We start from the raw sequence: 19,574 nt of genomic DNA on the forward strand, positions 1-19,574 counted from the left end.
GATGATATCTTTTAAAACTTCTCCTTTAATCTTTATCGCAATTATACTTTTAGCCTCAGCTTGTGCACCGAGAATAAAACCAAAGACTTTCACTCAAGTAGGCTATGCTTCCTTTTATGGAAAAGAATTCAAAGGGAGAAAAACTGCATCGGGCGAAAGATACGACCCCGGTAAGTTAACGGCTGCCCATCCCACTCTACCCTTTAATACCTATGTTAAAGTAACCAACTTAGAAAATGGAAAATCTGTAGTAGTGAGAATAAACGATAGAGGCCCACACAAAAAGGGAAGGATTGTGGACCTATCAGAAAAGGCTGCAGAAATATTAGATATGAAAACTAAAGGTACAGTTTTAGTAAGACTGGAGGTCGTTGCATGGCCATAAAATTAATAAAATACCCTCTCAACGATAGCTTAGAGCTTCTTAACTTCAAAGAAAAGATAGAAACTGTCAGACAGAAATACGGCGCTAAAAATCCCTTTACCGATACTAACCTACTCGTGGCTTGCCTCGATACCATAGGCGCAGAAGAGGCCTACTTAGCATTCTTTCAAGATGAAGAGGTACCTACAGATTTTATAATTCTTAAAAATTCCCAGAGCAGCCTTTTCAGAACTCCCATACCTCCAGAGTTTCCTCACTTTTATAACCTTTCAATGGAAGAAATCATCAACCTCATAAAATCAGAGTTTGGTGAAGTCCTTTTGACCAATGTACTTTTCAAAAATCCAAACCCTGAACTTTTTAAAACCTCACCCTTAGGCACATCACTGACCGTAAAACATTACTGGAAATTACAGGTACCCGAAGATTTCGATCGTTGGGTGTACAAAGTAAAGCCCAAAAATCAAGAGAAATTTAGCAAAATAATAAAAGAATATTCCAAAGGAAGAATCGAAGCGGTATCTATATTAGACCCCCTTGAGGTGCAGCAAAGAGTAGATTTAGCTTTAAACAAAAAAACTGATCTTCCCCTTTTATCAAAAAATCTACTCACTACAATGCTATTAGAACTCCAAACCGTAGGCTTCAAGTTCGAATACACCGCCATACATATAGAAGGGTGGGAAGTTGGTGCAATGCTCAGCTTCCTCTACCGGAATTCACTTTACGTCTTGTCTTTATGGACATTCTTTGAAAATTCGAAATATGAAGTTGAAGATCTCCTTATATTGAATGCATTAAAAGAAGCCTCAAATAACAAAGTCAGCGAAATTTTCATCCTCCAGGACTTAAATTTAAAGGCAATTCCAGCAGAAGAGGTAACTCTCTTCGATTTTTATCTCTCAAAATGAACCTTTAAAATGTTTTTATCTGCGTCAAACTCACAAACCTTGCCAATGGGGAACGGCAAATTCCTCTCACCATGCCCTCCAGGGAAATTTGTGCTAAAAGGTATATTGTTCTTTCTGAAAAAGTTTATATACACATCATAACCAACGTCGCTAAAGCCAACAATTACAGCCTTTATTTTTTGAAAAACTCCTGAATATTTTAAGAAATAAAGCATCCTATCCACCCGATATTCTGCCTCATTATGTTCCTCTAGAAAAAGGATGGCGTCATCGAGATCCGGAAAAAATTTGGTGCCCACAAGGAGAGAAAAGCAAGTCAAATTCCCACCATAGATTTTTCCAAGAAACCTACCGCCAGAAGAGTCACCTTCCCATTGAACTTCATAAGGTATTTTGTTAACAGCTCTCTCCAAGTACAGGAAATGTTCATCTTCTCCCTTCGAAAGATTTGTCGCCAGCATTGGGCCATGAAAAACATTAAGATTTTCAAAGGAGGAGAGATAATTTAAAACAAAGGTTAAATCGCTGAAGCCAATTACAGTTTTGCGAACTGAAGAAAAGTTCAATTGGGAAATCCTCTCCAAAATCCGGGACAATCCGTATCCGCCTCTGGAAGGTATAATCACTGAAGAATTGGATTCAAAAAATGCCCATCTAAAATCTGAGAACCTTTCTTCGTCTGAACTCTCATTGAGTCCCCTTTCACCCAGTAAATTAGGAGACAATTCTACTTCAAAACCACGGCCTTTTAAGTTTTGAATAGCTTTCTTTAAAAGCTCCTCATTGGGTTTTGAAGAGGGAGAAAAGGTTGCAATCCGCATTTACAGAGAAAAGTCCCTTCTTTCGTCTTCAGTGAGAGAGAATACCTTTTCAATGAGCTTCAAGTATGCTTCACTGGGGTTGATATTTCTTCTTTGCATCATTCTCTTCGCTGTTTCTATTGCCTTTTCTAAATCATGAATCTGCCATTCCCTTCCGCCTCCCCAGAAAAAAGAGGGAATAAACTTCGGATGATATCCACTTCCAAATAGGTTGGTAAACACTCCAACAATCGTCCCAGAATTTAGCATGGTATTTATACCTGTCTTCACATGATCTGCAAAAAAGGTGCCTATAAACTGAGAAGCTGTATCCCATTCGCTCTTTCTGTATCTCAATCTTATTGTAGAGTAATTATTTTTAAGGTCACTGGTCACCGTATCAGCACCTAAGTTTACCCAGGAAGATACGTAAGAGTGCCCCAAAAAGCCGTCATGTTGCTTGTTTGAGTAGGAGTGAAAAATTGATGACTCAACTTCTCCTCCTACTTTACAAATGGGACCAATTGTTGTGTTTTTGAAGATTTTACTGAAGGGCTTAATCAAAACACCCTCTCCCAAAAAGGCAGGACCCTCGATATACACGAAAGGAGAAACTACTGCATTTTTTTCTATAACAACAGGACCTTCAGTAGCATCAATAAATACGTAAGGGAATATTTTTGCCTCGTCCGATATAAAAACGGCATCCCCTAAAACTCTTAAATCCGCAGGAATCCTTAAATAGGAACGCTCATAAAATCTTGAAAAATCCTGACTTATAAATGTGCCATTATGGATTATGAGGTCTTCAAGCCTCCTTAAAACCTCAACTTCCTTAACCTTTTTCCAAAACTGAACTTTCGTTACCAGTTCTTTTAACTCGGAAAAGTTTAACCCATCTGGCAGCTCTAAAGCAAAGGATAGAACAACTCCTTCTTCGTCAACATACCCTTCTCCAGGGTTAATCTCAGTAAGTGTAGAAATCATCCTCTGATAAGGGTTCAATCTGGAGTTAAGAAACACGCAAATTCCACCGGGCAAACTGTTCACTTTAACCTGCGGATATAACGAGTGAGCGTAATCCTTTAAAAAATCCCTCACGATTATGCCGTCAATATTCGTAAGAACCTTTTCCCACTTCTCATATAATGTTGAAATGCCAATACGCAAATTCAGAAAGGGATTTAACCATACGAGAGGCAAAAAGCCATTCACCCCTTCATCCTCAAATAAAATGTAGGATCTTCTCACTCTGCCCCTCCTTCACCGCCAAAAATCTTTATTTTCAAACTCGGGTAAAATTTTATCGGGTAAACAATAACAACGACCGTAAATAAGAAGACACTTATGATCATTAGAAGCTTTCCGAGGTGCTCGAACCCGAGCAAAAGGGCAAAGAACATGCCAAAATAAAAAATACCCGCAATTTTGCCTAGCCAAAGTGAACCCAAAGCGACTCTGAAACCGAAATATAGAACTCCTCCAACTAACAATATAAGTAAATCCCTTAAAAAGAAAAACCAGAAAGCCCATACGGGGAGCAATGAAAATTTATAGAAGATGTAAGATAAACTCATTGAAACAACCTTATCGACTCCGTGGTCCAAAATCTTGCCTACGGGGTTTTCGAGATGAAACTTCCTTGCAAAATAACCGTCAAGGACGTCGGTTAGAACAATCAAAATAAGAAAAAGAGTCGTTAAAAAAACTCTCGAGTCCTTAAGGAAAGGATAAAGGGGTAAAACCAGAAAAAGTCTTGTAATACTTAAGAGGTTCGGAAGGGTAGCTATTTGAAATGCACCTGAATAAAGCCCTTTCACTTTATAAATAATACTTTAAACAATAAGGAAAGTCAAAAATCCCGCGTTCCTCAAGATTAATCCACTCGAAATGGGATTGTTCCATCAAAAATGCCAGAGTAAAAAGACGGCCACAATAATGCATCTATTCGTTCTTAAGCCAAGGAGGAACACAGTACGATTGTAACAAAAGCGTATAACATGAATGAAAGATACTCAATCATTGCCTTCAATGCTGCTCTCAGTTTTCCATGAAGTTAAGAGATTGTCAGGCAGGAAAAATGAAGCTTAAAAGTAAGAGAGGTAAAAGTTGTCAATAATCTTGTTTATAGCCGGCTTACCCTTTTCTCTCCACCCCTTAAATTCTTTTTTAAATAGTGTGATAGTCGAAGTTGAGGAAACTCCGAAAAGAAGGGCAAAAGGTAGAGTGATATGAGAGAGGGTATTAAAAGTTGAAGGCGTAAGTGAAGAAGCAAAAAGGAGAGTAGTGAGTTTGAGGGCTAACATTAAGATAGTAAAATAACACAAGCGATAATCAAATTACAAAGGGAGCTTGACAGGGCTTACAACAAGAAAAGAGGGCTCGAATGGATATCAGAACTTCAATAGAAAATAGTTCAAGTAGGTCTAATTTTGAGGAAGTACGACACCTTGGTAAAACCTGTTTTTTTATACATGCGCGCCACTATACCAGGGCAATTACAAAAGTCTTTGAATAAAAACAGGTAAAGTTTTATAATTATGCAAAAACAAAGGAGGTATTTATGAAAAAGCTTATACCCTTGGGGTTGTTTTTCTTTTTTACGGCATGTGCAACAACCCCACATAAATCTTCCGGAATTATCTACATGCAACAGGGCCTATACAACAAAGCCGTCACAGAATTCCAAGGTTGGGTTGCTGAAAACCCAAATAACCCAGAGGCCCACATATGGCTCGGAAGGGCCTACATTGGCGTGAGGGATTATATCAAGGCTGCTGACGAATTTATAAAAGCCTACGAGCTGGACGCTGACTCTGGAAAATATCTCAAGGAATTTGGAGAAAATGAACTTAACACCATTTTAACAGCCGGAAAAACCTTCTTCCAGCAGGGTGATGACCAAAAGGCCCTTAAGTACTTCACCTATGTTACAAAAATTAACCCTAAGGATGAGAGGGCCTACTTAGCTATTGCAATAATTCACAACAAACAAGGTAACTATGAAGAAGCCATTAACTATGCAAACAAGGCTATCGAACTCAATCCAAAGGACGTACAGGCTCTCTACTATAGAGCAAAATTCAACGCACAGGCTGGGAAAAAAGAAGAGGCAATTAAAGATTTACTCCAGGTAATTGAAAAAGATACTACCTTCTCAAAGGCCTACTTCGATTTAGGTGTCCTATACTTTGATAATCAAGAATTTGAAAAATCTGCCTACTATTTCAAGAAGGCTCATGAACTTGATAAAGAAAATCTCGACGCTCTCTTAAATACCGCTCTTTCGTATTATAGGTTATCCAAGTATGATGAGGCAGAAAAATTATTCCGCGAGTACCTGGAAAAACAGCCCGATGCTTACGATATTTGGTTCACCTTGGGGGCATGCCTCTACAACGAGAATAAACTCCAGGAAGCTTTAAGTGCCTTTGACAAAGCAATTGAATTAAAGCCTGACTACGAGGACGCTTATAGCTTTAAAGCCCTTATTTACAATCAACTCAAAATGAACAAAGAGCTTATGGAGACCATTAAAAAGCTACAGGAAATAAAAGGTAACAACGGAGGTGGTAAAAAGTGAGAAAAGACTTTTTATCTATCCTTGATCTCTCTGTGGAAGAAGCCCACGAATTAATCGATTTCTCACTAAAAGTAAAAAAAGGAAAGGTAAACGAAAAAATCCTGGACGGAAAAGTCCTCGCACTGATCTTTGAAAAACCCTCTCTTCGCACAAGGGTTACCTTTGAAAGAGCCATCTACGACCTCGGAGGTAAACCTATTTACCTCTCTAACAATGATATTAGATTAGGGCAAAGGGAATCTGTTAAAGACGTCTCAAGAAACCTGGAAAAATGGGTTGACGGCATTGTGGCAAGAGTATTTGCCCACTCTACTCTAATAGAAATGGCAGAAAATGTCAGGATACCTGTAGTAAATGCACTCTCAGACCTTGAACACCCGTGTCAAATAGTTGGAGATTACCTTACAATTTTTGAAAAATCTGGAAGGACAAAAGTAAATCTGGCGTTTATTGGAGACGGCAATAACGTAGCAAACTCACTGATGCTAATGACCGCTCTGCTCGGTGGAAAATTTACCATTGCATGTCCCGAAGGTTATGAACCCAACAAAAATCTTTACGAAAAGGCAATAGAGATTTCAAAAACCACCGGTGCAAAAATAGAGATTGTAAGAGATCCTAAGCAAGCAGTAAAAGATGCTGACTTCATTTATACCGATGTTTGGGCTTCCATGGGACAAGAGCAGGAAGCAGAGCAAAGAAGACAAATTTTCAAGAATTACAAGGTAGATTCAGAACTCTTGAAGATTGCTCCTTCTCACGTTGCTGTATTACATTGCCTTCCGGCTCATAGGGGAGAAGAGATAACCGATGAAGTTCTCGATGGACCTCATTCCATTGTCCTCGACCAAGCTGAGAACAGACTACATTCTGAAAAGGCAATACTTATAAAACTCTTTAGAAACATTTATTAAACAGCTTCGATCTCTAAAAAAGAAAGGGGCCCTTTCGGGCCCCTTTCTTTTTTAAGAGGTCGCTGCGTCTTACTTGCCCTTGTTCACCATCTCTTTGAGCGTAGAGGATGCCCTGAATACAGGCACTATCCTGGCAGGAATCTTAATTTCCTGTTTGCTTCTTGGATTTCTGCCCTTCCTCTCAGCTCTCTTCCTGACGTCGAAGGTTCCGAAGCCGATGATTCTCACTGGGTTCTTTTTGGCCAGTGAGTCTTTTACTACATCGATGAATGCATTCACCACCAGGGCTGCGTCCTTTTTGGTTACGCCCGCTTTTTCTGCTACTTTGTTTATCAGTTCTTGCTTGTTCATACCTCAACCTCCTTTTTTGATTTATCAAGCATTTCTGCAGATATTATAATAAATAAAGCATAGTACACATTTTGTCAAGATTTTTTTCATTGAAAAGGTCGAATTTGCGAGGATGAACTAATAAATACCTGGAATAGAATAACTTACGAAAGGATAGCCTTAATATACTCTCTTGGCAAAATATTCAAAATTTTGTTAAAAAAGTCAACATTTTCATCGATTCTAATCTCAGAAAGGTACCTTTTACTACCAAGCTTAATAAATAAAGCAACGCTTCCACGAGAGTAACTGCTCAAAAGCTTGTAAAGTTCGTCTACTAAAATTTTACTTACATCAACCCCACTCAGGTCAATTTCTAAAGCCTTAACACCTTTGAAGGGACTAATATCATCAACCCTTAACTCTTTCCCATTTCCATTTTCCGAAACTCTGCCATAGACCAGGACAACCTCATCTTCCTTCAACAGTTCACCTTTTTCCTTCAATAATTGCGGATGAACGTAACCTCTCACTTCGCCTTCAAAATCAGATATTTTAATACTGGCATAAACTTCTCCATTTTTATTTTTCTTTTTTGAGATCTCACTAATGACGCCCACCATAACTACCTCATCCCCATCCATCAGTTCTTCCTTAATCTTCAATGTGTTTATGGGCTGGAATTTAGAATACGGAAATTTACTCAAGGGGTGAACACTCAAATAAAGACCGAGGGAATCCCTTTCAAAATAGATGATATCATCCAACGTAAAAGGTAGATCTTTGTACTTATCTAAGGGGCTCTGTGCAGGAACCAGGGTGAATAAAGTACCTGTACTCACTCCAGACTTAGCAGTTTGCAAAAGTTCGTCTAAGGCTTGAAGTAAAGCTTTTCTATTGGGGAAAAACTCGTCAAAGGCGCCTGCCTTAATTAGGCTTTCGAGAGTTTTTCTATTTACCTTCCTCGTATCAATCTGCGATAGAAAATCTTCAATGCTCTTAAATTCACCTTTCGAATTTCTTACCTTTAATATTTCCTCAACGGCCGCCCTCCCAACATTTTTTATTGCACCCAATCCATACCTTATGGAATCACCACCTTCTATTCTGAATTCATAATCACTTCTGTTTATTGACGGTGGAATAACCTTAAAACCAAGACTTTTGGCTTCATTTAAAAACTTATAAATCTTCTCCTGGGCATCTTGAGTATTCATTTCAGCGTTAAGATTAGCTACAATGAATTCCAGGGGGTAGTGAGCTTTTAAATAGGCAGTTATGTAAGCCAGCTTAGCGTACCCCGCTGCATGAGATTTGTTAAAGCCATACTCTGCAAAAGGCGCAATGAAGTTGAAAATTTGCTCTGCCCTTTCTCTGTCCATGCCGTTCTCTACACAACCGCTTACAAAGGACTCCATCATCTTCTCCATAACTTCCTTTTGCTTTTTACCCATCGCCTTCCGCAAAATATCAGCCTGTCCAAGGGAAAAACCTGCGAGGGTTGATGCAAGGAGCATAACTTGCTCCTGATACGCTATAACTCCATAAGTCTCTTCAAGTATTCCCTTTAACCTTTCGTCTATATAATCGATGCGCTCCTCCCCGTTCTTCCTCCTAATAAAACTTTCAAGCATTCCGCTTTTCATTGGTCCAGGACGGTATAAGGCCAAGATAGCTATCAAATCTTCAATTTTTTCCGGTTTAACGCGCTTCAATACATTTCTAAAGCCTTCGGATTCCAACTGAAAGACTCCAGTGGTTTCACCCTCAGAAAGTAGTTTATAAGTCTTGATATCGTCAAACTCTATATTATCTGCAGAAAAACCAGGATCTTTTTGTTTTACAAGTTTTTCAGTCTCGTAGACAATGGTGAGTGTCCGAAGACCAAGGAGGTCAATTTTTAACAAACCTAACAACTCCAGCGACTTCATATCGAATTGGACGGTTACTGTATCCTCATCCTCAGATCTGTACAGAGGAGCAATCTGATAAATTTCAACAGGGGCGACGACTACCCCTGCGGCGTGAGTTGAGATATTCCTCACGCGTCCCTCAATTCTACGTGCATATTCAAAAACCTTCTTGTAAACCTCACTGGAATCAATCAACTCCTTAAAAACAGGATTTGTTTCGTACTCATATTGAAGAGAACCCGTTTCAGTAATAGTCTTTGCAATTTTATCGCTCTCACTATAAGGGAGTCCCATAACCCTGGCTACATCTTTAATTGCCTGCTTTGCTTTCGCTCTACCAAAGGTTATGATTTGTGCCACGTTGCTTTCACCGTATTTTTCTCTTAAATAAAGGATCATCTCGTCCCTTCTATTATCGGCGAAATCAATATCAACATCGGGAGGAGAGACCCTCTCGGGATTTAAGAACCTTTCAAAAAGCAGGTTATATTTAATGGGATCAACGTCTGTAACCCCAAGGGCATATAATACTAAAGAACCAACCGCCGATCCCCTTCCCGGCCCAACAGGAATACCTCTCCTTTTTGCCTCCCTGATCAGGTCCCAAATAATCAGGAAATACATTGAGAAATTGAGTTCATTAATCACCTTCAATTCTTTTTCAAGTCTCTCTTTATATTCCTGTGGTATATCCTTACCTTTAAACCTCTCTTTTAGGCCTTTGAAGGCAAGGTCTGACAACATTTCAAAGCCACTGCTATAAGGCTCAGGAATATCAAAATGAGGTAGATGGATATTCGTAGGATCTAATTCAAGAGTCAGGTTAACTCTGTTAGCAATCTCGATAGTATTTAAGAGAGCCTCTTCTAACTCTCCAAAGATGGCCCACATTTCCTCTGGACTTTTAAAATAGATCTCCTCTGTTTCTATTTTCATTCTCTTAGGGTCGTCAAGACGTGTCCCAGTTTGAATGCAAAGGACAATTTCCTGAAGAATCTTGTCTTTAGGTTTTAGAAAGTGCACATCGTTGGTAGCTACCACCTTTACATTATACTTACTTGAGAGCTCCAGTAATTTTCGATTTACAATTTTATTTTCTGCAAGGCCAATATCCTGAAGTTCGAGGAAGAAATTATCCCTTCCAAAGATTTCAAGATAAGATTCCAGAGTTTTATGAAGTTCAGTATCATCATAGCCAAGTAATATTTTTCTGGGAAGTTCCCCCTGCAGACATCCTGAAAGGGCAATGAGGCCTTTTGAGTGCTGCCTTAAGAACTCCTTGTCGACTCTTGGCTTGTAATAAAAGCCTTTTAAATAAGACTCGGTCGAAATCTTTAGAAGATTTCTATATCCCTCCTCATTTTCTGCCAGCAAAGTAAGATGATATATTTCCCCTGCCTTGACTCTCTCCTGCATCGAGCCATCGGTAACATAGGTTTCCATTCCAATGATCGGTTTAATTCCCTTCTCCGTTGCTTTTTTATAGAACTCGATTGCTCCGAAGAGATTACCATGGTCGGTAAGTGCAACAGCAGGCATGCCAAAATTTAGAGCAGCATCAACAATTTCATCGATGAATAGAACCCCATCCAATACACTGTATTCAGAATGAAGATGCAAATGGACAAATTTCTTCATATCGGGCTTTTCTTACAACTTTGATGAAATATAGTCTCTCAAATCTTTTAACGATCTTATATTTGCCAAAACTTCTTGAGCTTTCTTAACGGTCACATCGTCCCTTAATAGACTGGCATACCTACCTTTGCTTCCATCGTATTTTTCGGAAATTTCTGCATCCAATAACCTCTTTATCTGCTCGAGATTTTTTTCAAACTCCTCGTCAGTAAATTTGACCTTGTTCTTCCTCAAATATTCCTTAAACTCGGCGATGATTGTGCTATTCATCCCTGGATAAACCTTATTCTTTGACTTATATTCGACGGCAAAGCCAAAGAAGTGTGGGTAGATTTCCTGAGTAAAATTGGATACAACTTCTTGCTTGACCAAAATGTGAGGCGAAATGCCACCCCCACCTTTTAGTGGTTTTCCGAGTATTTTTGTGAAATAAGTAGTTGTATCCTTCAGGGTCGAATCCTTGTTCTCATTCCTATGGATACACCGACCTGATGGTGTGTAGTACTTGGCGGTGGTTAACTTTAATTCGTATCCCTCTTGAAGCTTAAAAACTCTTTGAACAGAGCCTTTACCAAAGGTTGTATCACCTATGACAATTCCCCTATCCCAGTCTTGAAGTGCACCCGCCACAATTTCACTAGCGCTGGCTGAACCCTTATCCACAAGGACAACTATTGGAATGTCTTTAAACTTTCCATCTCCCGTAGTTCTGTACTCAAAGTTATTATCCGGTGTTCTGCCCTTTGTGGAAACTACCAATGTCCCCGGTTCGAAGAAAAAGCTGAGTAAATTCACCGCCTCGTTTAACAATCCTCCTGGATTGCCTCTCAAATCAATTATCAGTTTGTTTACACCCTTCATCCTCAATGTATCAAGAACTGAGGAAAATTCCTTTGAGAGCCCATCCTGGAAACTTGAGATCCTTATGTACCCTGTTTTGTCATCCAATTTTCCGTAGTAAGGTATTGGATCGATAAAAATAGTATCCCTCACCAGCTCTACAGAAAACTCCTTCTGGGTCACGGGTCTGTAAACCTTTATCTTTACGACTGTCCCAGGCTCCCCCCTTAAAAGCTTAACTGCATCGTTTACTTTCATACCCTCCGTTGACTTGCCATCGATTTCGACAATACGATCCCCTGCAAGTAGGCCCGCCCGATAGGCAGGAGTTCCTTCAATAGGTGCGATAATAGTTACCCAATTATCCCTTATGCCGATTTGGGCTCCTATACCTCCGAACTTACCTGTTGTAGCAATGGAAAATTCTTCACTCTCATCAGGATTCAGAAATTCTGAGAAAGGATCTAAGGATCCAACCATTCCCTTGATGCTGTTCTCAACTAATTCCGACGGATTTTTCTCCTCAACATAGAACATTTGTATGTAGGTTATTACGTTCGAATAGATTTGCATCATCGTTCGCAAGGAAGCCCTTTCCTTGCATACTCCGATGCCGTAACCCAGAAAGACTGACAGAAGAACGATAGCTGAAATTATTAAAGCCCTTTTAAGTTTCATAGCTTATCACCTCTTATTTTTTGTTTTTCCCGCATTCTCGCGACTATCAAATCAATAGCCCTCTCTAAAAGAGCATCTGTTGGTAACGTGCCGTCCAGCACCTTAACCCTCTTCCCGGCTATTTTGGCTATTTTGTGATAACCTTCTCGAACCCTTTCATGGAATTGGATGTCTTCCCTTTCGATTCTATCAAGTTCTTTGCCGTTTATCCTTTGAAAGCCAATCTTAGGGTCCACATCAACGAACAAAGTAATGTCAGGTTTAATTCCAGCGGTTGCAAGCTTATTCAATCTGCGAAGCAACTTAATGGGCAAGCCCCTCCCATATCCTTGATAGGCTATGGTAGAGTCAGTATATCGGTCACAAACAACTACTTTACCCTCCCTTAGAGCAGGCAGTATATTTCTTAAGACATTCTCCCTTCTCGCCGCGAGGAATAGGAAGACCTCGGTGAAAGAATCCATCCCTTCAATGTTGTTTAGTATTATCCCTCTAATTTGTTCTCCAACCGGTGTACCACCAGGTTCACGCGTGTAAACCACATCAAAACCCTTTTCCCTGAAAAACCTTAGAATCCCCTCTGTTAATGTACTCTTACCGCTTCCTTCCGGACCCTCAATCGTTATAAAAAAGCCCCATTTACCCATTAATCGTTCTTTTCGTTTTTACCGTGTCCATATTTCCTTATCCACTCCTCGGTAAGCTCCTTAGCCTTCCAGTCAGGGAATTGTTGAGGTGGAGTTTTGAAGAAATAAGAAGATGGTTCAATAATAGCCCCCTTAAGACCTCTATCCTTAGCAATTTTCGCACATCTAATGGCGTCGATCATAACACCCGCTGAATTTGGTGAATCCCAAACCTCCAGTTTCAACTCTATGTTCAAAGGAACATCCCCGAAAGTTCTACCTTCAAGCCTTATATAAGCCCACTTCCTGTCCTTTAACCACGCAACATAGTCAGAAGGACCTATGTAAATGTTCTCATCCCCTATATCATAGGGCAATAGGGATTTAACGGCATTTGTCTTTGAAACCTTCTTAGAGGCGAGCCTTTCTCTCTCCAGCATATTCAAAAAGTCTGTATTACCACCGACGTTGAGCTGTGCGGTTCTTTCCAGTTTTACACCTCTGTCAATAAATAGCTGAGTAAGTACCCTATGCACTATTGTTGCACCAACCTGAGATTTTATATCATCCCCTAAAACAGGCAGGCCTGCCTCCTCAAATCTCTTCTGCCAGTAAGGAGAGCTGGCAATGAAAACGGGAATTCCATTTACGAAGGCAGCTCCAGCTTGAATGGCCTGCTCAACATACCATTTTGTAGCCTCTTCTGCACCCACGGGTAAAAAGTTTACAACCACGTCAACCCCAAGGTCTTTGAAAATTTTGACTAAGTCATCAGTGGGGCCAGGGGCCTTCACTATAACATTTTCCAGATACTTTCCAATTCCATCGTGGGTCATTCCCCTGTAGACTTTAGCATTTAACTTTGGCACATCAGTGAACTTATAAGTGCAATTAGGTTCAGCAAAGATAGCCTCCGACAGGTCCTTACCCACTTTGGTAATATTGATATCCACACCCGCTACAAATTTTATGTCGCTGATATGATAACCACCGAGTTCCACGTGCATAATTCCAGGAATAAAATCCCCTGGCTTCGCGTTCCTATAGTAGTATACCCCTTGAACCAAACTGGAGGCACAGTTTCCGACGCCTATTATGGCTACTCGGATTTCACCCATTTTTTTCCTCCTTGCTGATTAAAATCCTGAATTCCTTAAACCTATTTACTACCGTCAAGTATACTAAAAAGAGCAACACCACCATTGCAACACTGAACAACACCCCACTCCCTGCAATTATTGAAAATAAAACGATGTAAATATATCTGCCCGGCCTGTCCATGGGACCTGAAGTAGGAGAAAAACCGATTCCCTCAGCTCTCGCCCTTATGTAGCTTGTCATTATGGAGCCTAACAAAATTAGATACACCACAATAGAAAGTAAAATATCCTGTCTAACCATGGAGTAGTAAAACAAAATGCCTCCGAAGACGAAAAACTCTTCAAACCTATCGATTGTAGAATCAAAAAAAGCCCCGAATTTACTCACTTTATTAGCCTTTCTCGCCACTTCGCCATCAATTGCATCACACAACCCAGCCAATAGAAGGATAAGACCTGCGATTCTAAAAGAACCCTTGGCATAAAAATAAGATGCCAAAAGGGTAATAATCAAACCTATTAAAGTGATTGCATTTGGGCTTAAATTAAGTTTTAATGCCATCTTAACCACCGGAGAAAGTAAATTTCTTCCGGTCTTCTTCAATTCTTCATTCACCGGCACCCTCCAGAACTACAACAAATTCGCCCTTTGTTTTCAACGAACTTACGTCTAAATCGGAAAGCTTACAAAATACATATTCTTCATGAAGTTTCGTCATTTCTCTTGCAATAAATATAAACCTGTCATTAAGTTTTTCAAAACCTTTAAGCTCCTCAATTGTTCTTGCAATTCTCTCTGGCGACTCATAAAAGATAATGGTCCTTGTCTCATTAATAAAAGTTTGCATCAATTTCTTTCTCTTACCCTCCTTTCTCGGTAAAAAACCATAAAAGACAAAACTATCCGTAGGACAACCTGAGACAGAGAGGGCCGCAATAAGGGCTGAAGGCCCCGGTACAGGCACAACCCTAAATCCCTCCTCCCTGAGGGCCCTCACCAACCTATAACCCGGGTCTTGTATGGTGGGGGTTCCAGCATTTGTAACAAGGGAAATTTTTAACCCATCCCGCAAATATTTCTTAACTTCCGGAATTCTTTGTGCCTCTACATGTTCATCGTACCTTAACAGCCTTGGGCCAGAAATCTTGTAATGATTCAGAATCTTAAGTGTCTCCCTTGTGTCTTCGCAGAGAATGATATCGGACTCTGTTAGTACTTTTAACGCCCTGAGAGTTATATCCTCTAAGTTACCAATAGGGGTGGATACTACGTAAAGGATTCCCTCTTCACTTTGCATATTTTTCAAAATAATCCGGAAATTCCCTGAAGAATCTTTCCAAAGAAACCGAATTGTATTCCCCGGTAAATCTTTTATCTTTCTTCAGATCTAAGCTCCTGCCTGTGGCAATCTTAACAAACTCCGATAACTCCTCTCCAATTAGGTCTCTGCACCTTAGGTAAACCGGCTTTGGCTCAGACACAAAAACGGTCTCTTTAACTACTTTTACCTCTCCAGAAGGTTGTGCCTGAGTTTTCGAATATTTCATGGGTTCCACAACTATTCTTTGACGTAAGGGCTTCAAGCTGATGCTTATAGAAGTACTGCTTGTTGATTTATCTCTAATCTCAAAGGGGCCAACCATCCTGAAAATTATCCTGGTGAATCCTTTACTTTTCTTAACTTCTACATTTTTAACGAAGGAATTCGGGTAATCCACCGCGGATAAACCATCTTTTATGGTGCCTTTGATATCAACGGTAAGCACTCCCTCGTAAGGAAAATCGGAAACCTCTACATTCATGAAATTTCCTTTAATTTTTATTTCCACTACACTTATTTCTTGTTCCAAAGAAACAAAGCCGCTGAGAAGAAAACCCAAGAGACAAGCAATTACCATTTTATCACCTCACGTCTGCCGTCATTCCATACCAGAATCACTGAATCTGGAAATACACGTTCCAGAGTAAATTTACCCCCATATTCACCTTCGCGAAGGATATACTTCTCACCATCAAAGGACCTAAGGTAAGCATATTTTTCATCCCCCACTATAAGGACACCACTGAGAACCAACTGTTTTTCAACCGATGGTTTCTCAAGGGGGGTGGTTGCCTCTTTCTGCGCCTCGGGCTTTTGCCTATTAGACTCACCTACTATTCTTGGCTTACCCGATTTTAAAAATTTACTTAGCTTGACCAAATCACCCCTTTGGGTCACCACCAACGACGATATTATCACAATAAGTACTAAAAAAAACAGTGGTCTTAAAGGGGACTTCTTTTTTCTAAAGTCAAACTTCAATATCATAAAGTAACTCCCAATGCCAGAGCGTAAAGAGGTTGTTTTACCTCTTTGGGAGTGGCGATTTTAAAATCTACAAAGGGATTTAATACCTCAATATCAACGTCTTCAGCAAGTGCCTTTAATTCCATGGTGAGTTCCTTAGTGTGATCGCCAGAAACAACGGTTGTTGTGAGGCCTTCCTCGAAGAAAGTTTTGATCAATTCAGCTGCAATGTTTGAAAAGTTCTCCATCTCTGCAGAAGAAACCAATTTTACCATACCTTCTTTGCACACAGCATAGTAGAAATATTTCTTCCCAAAGTGAATAGCCAGAAAATCCTTAAACTTCGTTGCAAAACTGGAAAGGTACAAAAGATCGTGAAAAACGAAGGGAGAAAAATCTATCCTTTTGATTCTGGAGATTTTTAGTCCATCAATAAATTTCATGGCAGATTCATAAGTCTCTTTTTCCACTGCTCCAACGAAAGTTAAGCTCTTTTTCCCAATTTTGAGTGTCTTTTTTCGGATTTCGAAGGAGATACCAAATTCACTTTCGATAGTTTTGGGTTTAACCTTATCTTCGTAAAACTTACCTACTGCCCTCGGGGCTGAAAAGGTTATATAGACTTCTTCACCTTTTAATTTGTTTAAAGCCTTTACTTCACCCTCAAGAAATTCAAGAATTCGTCCCCTCTCCCTCCTTACGAGGCGGAAGGTCTCAAAATCGAGTTCAACACCTATCACTTAACCTCTTCACCTCCACTTGGTTGAGAACTGACTTCCTCAACTTTCTCCTCTTCCTTCTCGATTTCCAAAAGATCCAAATCGTCCTTTTTCTTAACTATAACGATGTACGAAATTAAAGTACCTACATTCAGAGAATTCAGCACCTGAGCAACAACCAGGAAAGCCATTATATAAAGTCCCAACCCAAAGAAGAAACCGGTCAAATGGACAAGGAACCCTGATGCTGGAAGGGTCGATGGAACATTCAAAATTCCATGGATACCAAGGAATCTCAGGTAAGGATAAAGGGACCCAAATAAGGGTGAAGATGTAAAAAAGTATAAAGCTGCCTCTTCAATGGCCCTGAACTTATCACCCATAAGCCATGAAGCAGAAAGTACCTTATCCATTATCCATACGGCCCTTCCAAGGGCCCATGCAAAAACTGATGGCGTGAAGATCGCAAGAATCAGAGTGTAGAATTGATAAAGGACAAAGCGGAATGGCTGTTCGTTCAATGTAGAGAAGACCTCAAAAAGAGTATCAAAAGTATCGGACTCTTGAATAGAAACGACAGAAGTAGGAAGGATCAGAGAAATTATAAACGCAAGGAAAAGGTAAACGAGGAAAAAGCACATAACGATAGCAGGAATAGCACTTATTAAAAGGATTATCTCCCCGAGATACGGGATCTTCCCAAGAAGACCGAGAACGACACCACCTAAGAGAATAAATAGAATTACAAATAGAATACTCAATGGGGTTGTTATAACTGGCCATCCCTTTTTCTTTGCATAATTTACGGCATCTTTAACCTCGTAGAATTCATCTCCTCTTAACTGCTCCACAGTAATCTTGGCGACGGCAACAGCATAAAGGTAAATCGACACCACTAAACCCACAAGGCCGATAATCAAAAGAATCCAGCCGGGAATTGACAACGGCTCACCAACGGGAATTGGCAAGAACTTCCAGTAGTACCATATATCCTTGACGGGATACCCACTAACAATCAGTGCCAAATAGGCAAAAGCAGAATAGATCATCACCCCTATGACAAGTCCTTGCAGCTGGGTCCACAGCTTCTTGAAACTGAAACTGTATTTTATGCTGTTCCACACATCCCTATAGCTATAACTCAGATTTGCTCTCATTCATCACCTCCTGCTAATTTAAATATTTTAAGCCTTTTTATAAAATTTATCCAAGAAATAAGAAACCACTCTGTCAACAACGAGCAATGTGACAATGGCAAGTAGCAATCCTTTCACAAAGCCCAGTGAAGTAAAAAAGCTCACCAGAACTCCGGCCATCAAAACGCCTAAGGAAATTGAGAGAAAAGCCAACCATTTATTCATCGAGAGAAGGTAGGCAATCAAAGCACCTGTCCACGCACCAGTTCCAGGAAGAGGAATAGCGACAAAGATAAATAGCCCCAAAAACTCATATTTTTCAACATAACCCTTGTGTTTATTTGCTCTCGCCAAAACTTTATCCAGCAACCTGCTCAAAAAGGCAAACCTTCTGAAATGTTTTTCCGCAAAATCTATTAAAAAAACGAGCGGAACCGTAATCAAAATATTTCCAATAGCAGAAAGAGCGAAGGCCTTGTAAAGGGGAAATTGGTATTGAAAAACGGCAAGTGGGATGGCACCCCTCAGTTCCACAACCGGCAGCATTGAAACAATAAAAACAATTAACTCCTTGCTGCTAATAACATTTGAAAGATATGAAATTATCTTCTCAGCCATTTTTTAGAAATCTCATCATGGTGTCATTCTGGAAATTCAATCTCTCATAAAGCTTGAAATTTCTAATTGCATCTTTCATCGAAACAGACACACTACCAAAGGGTTTTACACCTTCGCCCAAAATTAAATTTGAGTAAAAAATAACCAGTTCCTGCACTAAGCCGTGCTTCAAAAGTTCTCCCATAAGGAAACTGCCACCTTCGCACAAGATTGACTGAACACCCTTACTTCCGAGAGTCAAAAGAGCTTCCTTAAGATTAATCCTGCCATCCTCAAATTCATCAACTTCAATAAGTTCAACCTCAGCTTTCAAGTTGCCAGGTATTTGCCATTTAGAGTTTTTCGTCGTGATAATATAAATAATCCCGCCAGAATTAAAAATCTGATAATCAAAATTGATAAAAGGTTTTTTAGCTACAACGATCCTTGCGGGTATCTTTGGGGAATAGACAAGGCGTGGAAGAAGGGATGGGTTATCCTTCTCCACAGTACCCTTTCCAACCATAACAGCATCAACCTCACCTCTGATTTTGTGAACGTAAGTTCGGGAATCTTCTCCGCTAATCCACTTAGAATCTCCATTTTTATCTGCAATGAAACCGTCCAGACTCAAAGCCATTTTGCCAATCACATAAGGGAAACCTGTCTTAACATGATGGAAGAAAAACCGATTTAAAAAATATCCCTCCTCTTCAAGAACCCCTGTAATCACTTCTATGCCCTTACTTCTGAGGTATTCGATACCTTTCCCATTTACAAGGGGATTCGGGTCAACATTGGAAATGACCACCTTTTTAATGCCCACCTGGGCTACGACAGGTGCGCAGGGGGGTGTAGAACCGTAATGAATACAAGGTTCCAAATTAATATAAAGAGTAGACTCTTCAAGATGTCCAACAGCGTCCTCTATAGCCCTTATCTCTGCGTGCTTATCACCCTTTTTCTTATGATATCCAATACCAACAACCCTACCACCCTTAACAATAACCGCACCAACCATCGGATTGGGAGAAGTAAACCCTTCTCCAAGCCTTGCCAGCTCAAAAACCTTTTTCATATAAAAAACGTCATCGTTCATACTCTTTAATTATAAAG

Annotated in this window: 20 protein-coding genes; 4 read left to right on the plus strand and 16 right to left on the minus strand. The window is 40.0% G+C overall.

All coding sequences use genetic code 11. The features are described from left to right. Window position 1 precedes the first annotated feature (1 nt). On the plus strand, window positions 2-385 hold the full coding sequence (locus ABIM45_03680) for a septal ring lytic transglycosylase RlpA family protein (GenBank protein MEO0239012.1): 384 nt from the start codon (window positions 2-4) through the stop codon (window positions 383-385). Next, on the plus strand, window positions 376-1,296 hold the full coding sequence (locus ABIM45_03685) for a hypothetical protein (protein ID MEO0239013.1): 921 nt from the start codon (window positions 376-378) through the stop codon (window positions 1,294-1,296). Before ABIM45_03680 ends, ABIM45_03685 begins: the two co-directional genes overlap by 10 nt. On the opposite strand, the gene ABIM45_03690 is transcribed toward ABIM45_03685, so the two are convergent. Genes ABIM45_03690 through ABIM45_03700 form a run of 3 tightly spaced genes read right to left on the minus strand, consistent with a single transcriptional unit; the run spans window position 1,281 to window position 3,916 of the window. Then, window positions 1,281-2,117 carry an LD-carboxypeptidase gene (locus ABIM45_03690; protein ID MEO0239014.1) on the minus strand — a complete coding sequence of 279 codons (837 nt, stop codon included), beginning with the start codon at window positions 2,115-2,117 and terminating at the stop codon, window positions 1,281-1,283. The two genes, ABIM45_03685 and ABIM45_03690, sit on opposite strands and share 16 nt — an antisense overlap. Beyond that, entirely contained in the window at window positions 2,118-3,347 is a 1,230-nt protein-coding gene (locus tag ABIM45_03695; GenBank protein MEO0239015.1) for a putative sugar nucleotidyl transferase, read from the minus strand. Beyond that, entirely contained in the window at window positions 3,344-3,916 is a 573-nt protein-coding gene (locus ABIM45_03700) for a CDP-alcohol phosphatidyltransferase family protein (GenBank protein MEO0239016.1), read from the minus strand. The genes ABIM45_03695 and ABIM45_03700 overlap by 4 nt, the downstream gene beginning before the upstream one ends. Before the next feature lie 743 nt (window positions 3,917-4,659). On the opposite strand from ABIM45_03700, the gene ABIM45_03705 reads away from it, so the two are divergent. Together ABIM45_03705 and argF are read left to right on the plus strand one after the other, a co-directional pair. Further along, entirely contained in the window at window positions 4,660-5,679 is a 1,020-nt protein-coding gene (locus ABIM45_03705; protein ID MEO0239017.1) for a tetratricopeptide repeat protein, read from the plus strand. Beyond that, a complete protein-coding gene (gene argF / locus ABIM45_03710; GenBank protein MEO0239018.1) occupies window positions 5,676-6,593 on the plus strand; it encodes an ornithine carbamoyltransferase in 918 nt (305 codons plus the stop codon). The genes ABIM45_03705 and argF overlap by 4 nt, the downstream gene beginning before the upstream one ends. A gap of 69 nt (window positions 6,594-6,662) precedes the next feature. On the opposite strand, the gene ABIM45_03715 is transcribed toward argF, so the two are convergent. The 13 genes from ABIM45_03715 to ribD all read right to left on the minus strand — a co-directional run bounded on the left by ABIM45_03715 (window position 6,663) and on the right by ribD (window position 19,557). Continuing rightward, on the minus strand, window positions 6,663-6,944 hold the full coding sequence (locus ABIM45_03715; protein ID MEO0239019.1) for an HU family DNA-binding protein: 282 nt from the start codon (window positions 6,942-6,944) through the stop codon (window positions 6,663-6,665). Between the two features lie 143 nt (window positions 6,945-7,087). Further along, window positions 7,088-10,474 (minus strand): DNA polymerase III subunit alpha, encoded by a 3,387-nt coding sequence (gene dnaE, locus ABIM45_03720; GenBank protein MEO0239020.1) that lies wholly within the window; start codon window positions 10,472-10,474, stop codon window positions 7,088-7,090. A gap of 12 nt (window positions 10,475-10,486) precedes the next feature. Next, complete coding sequence (locus ABIM45_03725; protein ID MEO0239021.1) at window positions 10,487-11,992, minus strand: S41 family peptidase; 1,506 nt, start codon at window positions 11,990-11,992, stop codon at window positions 10,487-10,489. Next, on the minus strand, window positions 11,989-12,639 hold the full coding sequence (gene tmk, locus ABIM45_03730) for a dTMP kinase (GenBank protein ID MEO0239022.1): 651 nt from the start codon (window positions 12,637-12,639) through the stop codon (window positions 11,989-11,991). Before tmk ends, ABIM45_03725 begins: the two co-directional genes overlap by 4 nt. Further along, on the minus strand, window positions 12,639-13,736 hold the full coding sequence (locus ABIM45_03735) for an inositol-3-phosphate synthase (protein ID MEO0239023.1): 1,098 nt from the start codon (window positions 13,734-13,736) through the stop codon (window positions 12,639-12,641). The genes tmk and ABIM45_03735 overlap by 1 nt, the downstream gene beginning before the upstream one ends. Then, window positions 13,729-14,334 carry a CDP-alcohol phosphatidyltransferase family protein gene (locus tag ABIM45_03740; GenBank protein ID MEO0239024.1) on the minus strand — a complete coding sequence of 202 codons (606 nt, stop codon included), beginning with the start codon at window positions 14,332-14,334 and terminating at the stop codon, window positions 13,729-13,731. The genes ABIM45_03735 and ABIM45_03740 overlap by 8 nt, the downstream gene beginning before the upstream one ends. Beyond that, a complete protein-coding gene (gene rsmI / locus ABIM45_03745; GenBank protein ID MEO0239025.1) occupies window positions 14,327-15,016 on the minus strand; it encodes a 16S rRNA (cytidine(1402)-2'-O)-methyltransferase in 690 nt (229 codons plus the stop codon). The genes ABIM45_03740 and rsmI overlap by 8 nt, the downstream gene beginning before the upstream one ends. Beyond that, on the minus strand, window positions 15,006-15,617 hold the full coding sequence (locus ABIM45_03750; GenBank protein MEO0239026.1) for a hypothetical protein: 612 nt from the start codon (window positions 15,615-15,617) through the stop codon (window positions 15,006-15,008). The genes rsmI and ABIM45_03750 overlap by 11 nt, the downstream gene beginning before the upstream one ends. Further along, window positions 15,611-16,027: a hypothetical protein gene (locus ABIM45_03755; protein ID MEO0239027.1), complete on the minus strand. Its 417-nt coding sequence runs from the start codon at window positions 16,025-16,027 to the stop codon at window positions 15,611-15,613. The genes ABIM45_03750 and ABIM45_03755 overlap by 7 nt, the downstream gene beginning before the upstream one ends. Continuing rightward, complete coding sequence (locus tag ABIM45_03760; GenBank protein ID MEO0239028.1) at window positions 16,024-16,746, minus strand: hypothetical protein; 723 nt, start codon at window positions 16,744-16,746, stop codon at window positions 16,024-16,026. Before ABIM45_03760 ends, ABIM45_03755 begins: the two co-directional genes overlap by 4 nt. Beyond that, complete coding sequence (locus ABIM45_03765; GenBank protein ID MEO0239029.1) at window positions 16,743-17,882, minus strand: hypothetical protein; 1,140 nt, start codon at window positions 17,880-17,882, stop codon at window positions 16,743-16,745. Before ABIM45_03765 ends, ABIM45_03760 begins: the two co-directional genes overlap by 4 nt. A 27-nt stretch (window positions 17,883-17,909) precedes the next feature. Further along, window positions 17,910-18,479, minus strand: coding sequence for a small multi-drug export protein (locus ABIM45_03770; protein MEO0239030.1), 570 nt, complete (start codon window positions 18,477-18,479; stop codon window positions 17,910-17,912). Continuing rightward, window positions 18,472-19,557, minus strand: coding sequence for a bifunctional diaminohydroxyphosphoribosylaminopyrimidine deaminase/5-amino-6-(5-phosphoribosylamino)uracil reductase RibD (ribD, locus tag ABIM45_03775; GenBank protein MEO0239031.1), 1,086 nt, complete (start codon window positions 19,555-19,557; stop codon window positions 18,472-18,474). Before ribD ends, ABIM45_03770 begins: the two co-directional genes overlap by 8 nt. Window positions 19,558-19,574: the final 17 nt, after the last annotated feature.

This window comes from candidate division WOR-3 bacterium (assembly GCA_039803545.1).
Taxonomy (GTDB): Bacteria; Hydrothermota; Hydrothermia; order UBA1063; family UBA1063; genus UBA1063.

Excerpts from the sequence above, each read along its gene's own strand:
- ABIM45_03765 (MEO0239029.1), bottom strand. The coding sequence starts at position 17,882 with ATGAGAGCAAATCTGAGTTATAGCTATAGGGATGTGTGGAACAGCATA.
- ABIM45_03770 (MEO0239030.1), bottom strand. The coding sequence starts at position 18,479 with ATGGCTGAGAAGATAATTTCATATCTTTCAAATGTTATTAGCAGCAAG.
- ABIM45_03685 (MEO0239013.1), top strand. The coding sequence starts at position 376 with ATGGCCATAAAATTAATAAAATACCCTCTCAACGATAGCTTAGAGCTT.
- ABIM45_03750 (MEO0239026.1), bottom strand. The coding sequence starts at position 15,617 with ATGGTAATTGCTTGTCTCTTGGGTTTTCTTCTCAGCGGCTTTGTTTCT.
- dnaE (MEO0239020.1), bottom strand. The coding sequence starts at position 10,474 with ATGAAGAAATTTGTCCATTTGCATCTTCATTCTGAATACAGTGTATTG.
- ABIM45_03735 (MEO0239023.1), bottom strand. The coding sequence starts at position 13,736 with ATGGGTGAAATCCGAGTAGCCATAATAGGCGTCGGAAACTGTGCCTCC.
- ABIM45_03755 (MEO0239027.1), bottom strand. The coding sequence starts at position 16,027 with ATGATATTGAAGTTTGACTTTAGAAAAAAGAAGTCCCCTTTAAGACCA.
- tmk (MEO0239022.1), bottom strand. The coding sequence starts at position 12,639 with ATGGGTAAATGGGGCTTTTTTATAACGATTGAGGGTCCGGAAGGAAGC.
- ABIM45_03705 (MEO0239017.1), top strand. The coding sequence starts at position 4,660 with ATGAAAAAGCTTATACCCTTGGGGTTGTTTTTCTTTTTTACGGCATGT.
- ribD (MEO0239031.1), bottom strand. The coding sequence starts at position 19,557 with ATGAACGATGACGTTTTTTATATGAAAAAGGTTTTTGAGCTGGCAAGG.
- rsmI (MEO0239025.1), bottom strand. The coding sequence starts at position 15,016 with ATGCAAAGTGAAGAGGGAATCCTTTACGTAGTATCCACCCCTATTGGT.
- ABIM45_03725 (MEO0239021.1), bottom strand. The coding sequence starts at position 11,992 with ATGAAACTTAAAAGGGCTTTAATAATTTCAGCTATCGTTCTTCTGTCA.
- ABIM45_03680 (MEO0239012.1), top strand. The coding sequence starts at position 2 with ATGATATCTTTTAAAACTTCTCCTTTAATCTTTATCGCAATTATACTT.
- ABIM45_03715 (MEO0239019.1), bottom strand. The coding sequence starts at position 6,944 with ATGAACAAGCAAGAACTGATAAACAAAGTAGCAGAAAAAGCGGGCGTA.
- ABIM45_03690 (MEO0239014.1), bottom strand. The coding sequence starts at position 2,117 with ATGCGGATTGCAACCTTTTCTCCCTCTTCAAAACCCAATGAGGAGCTT.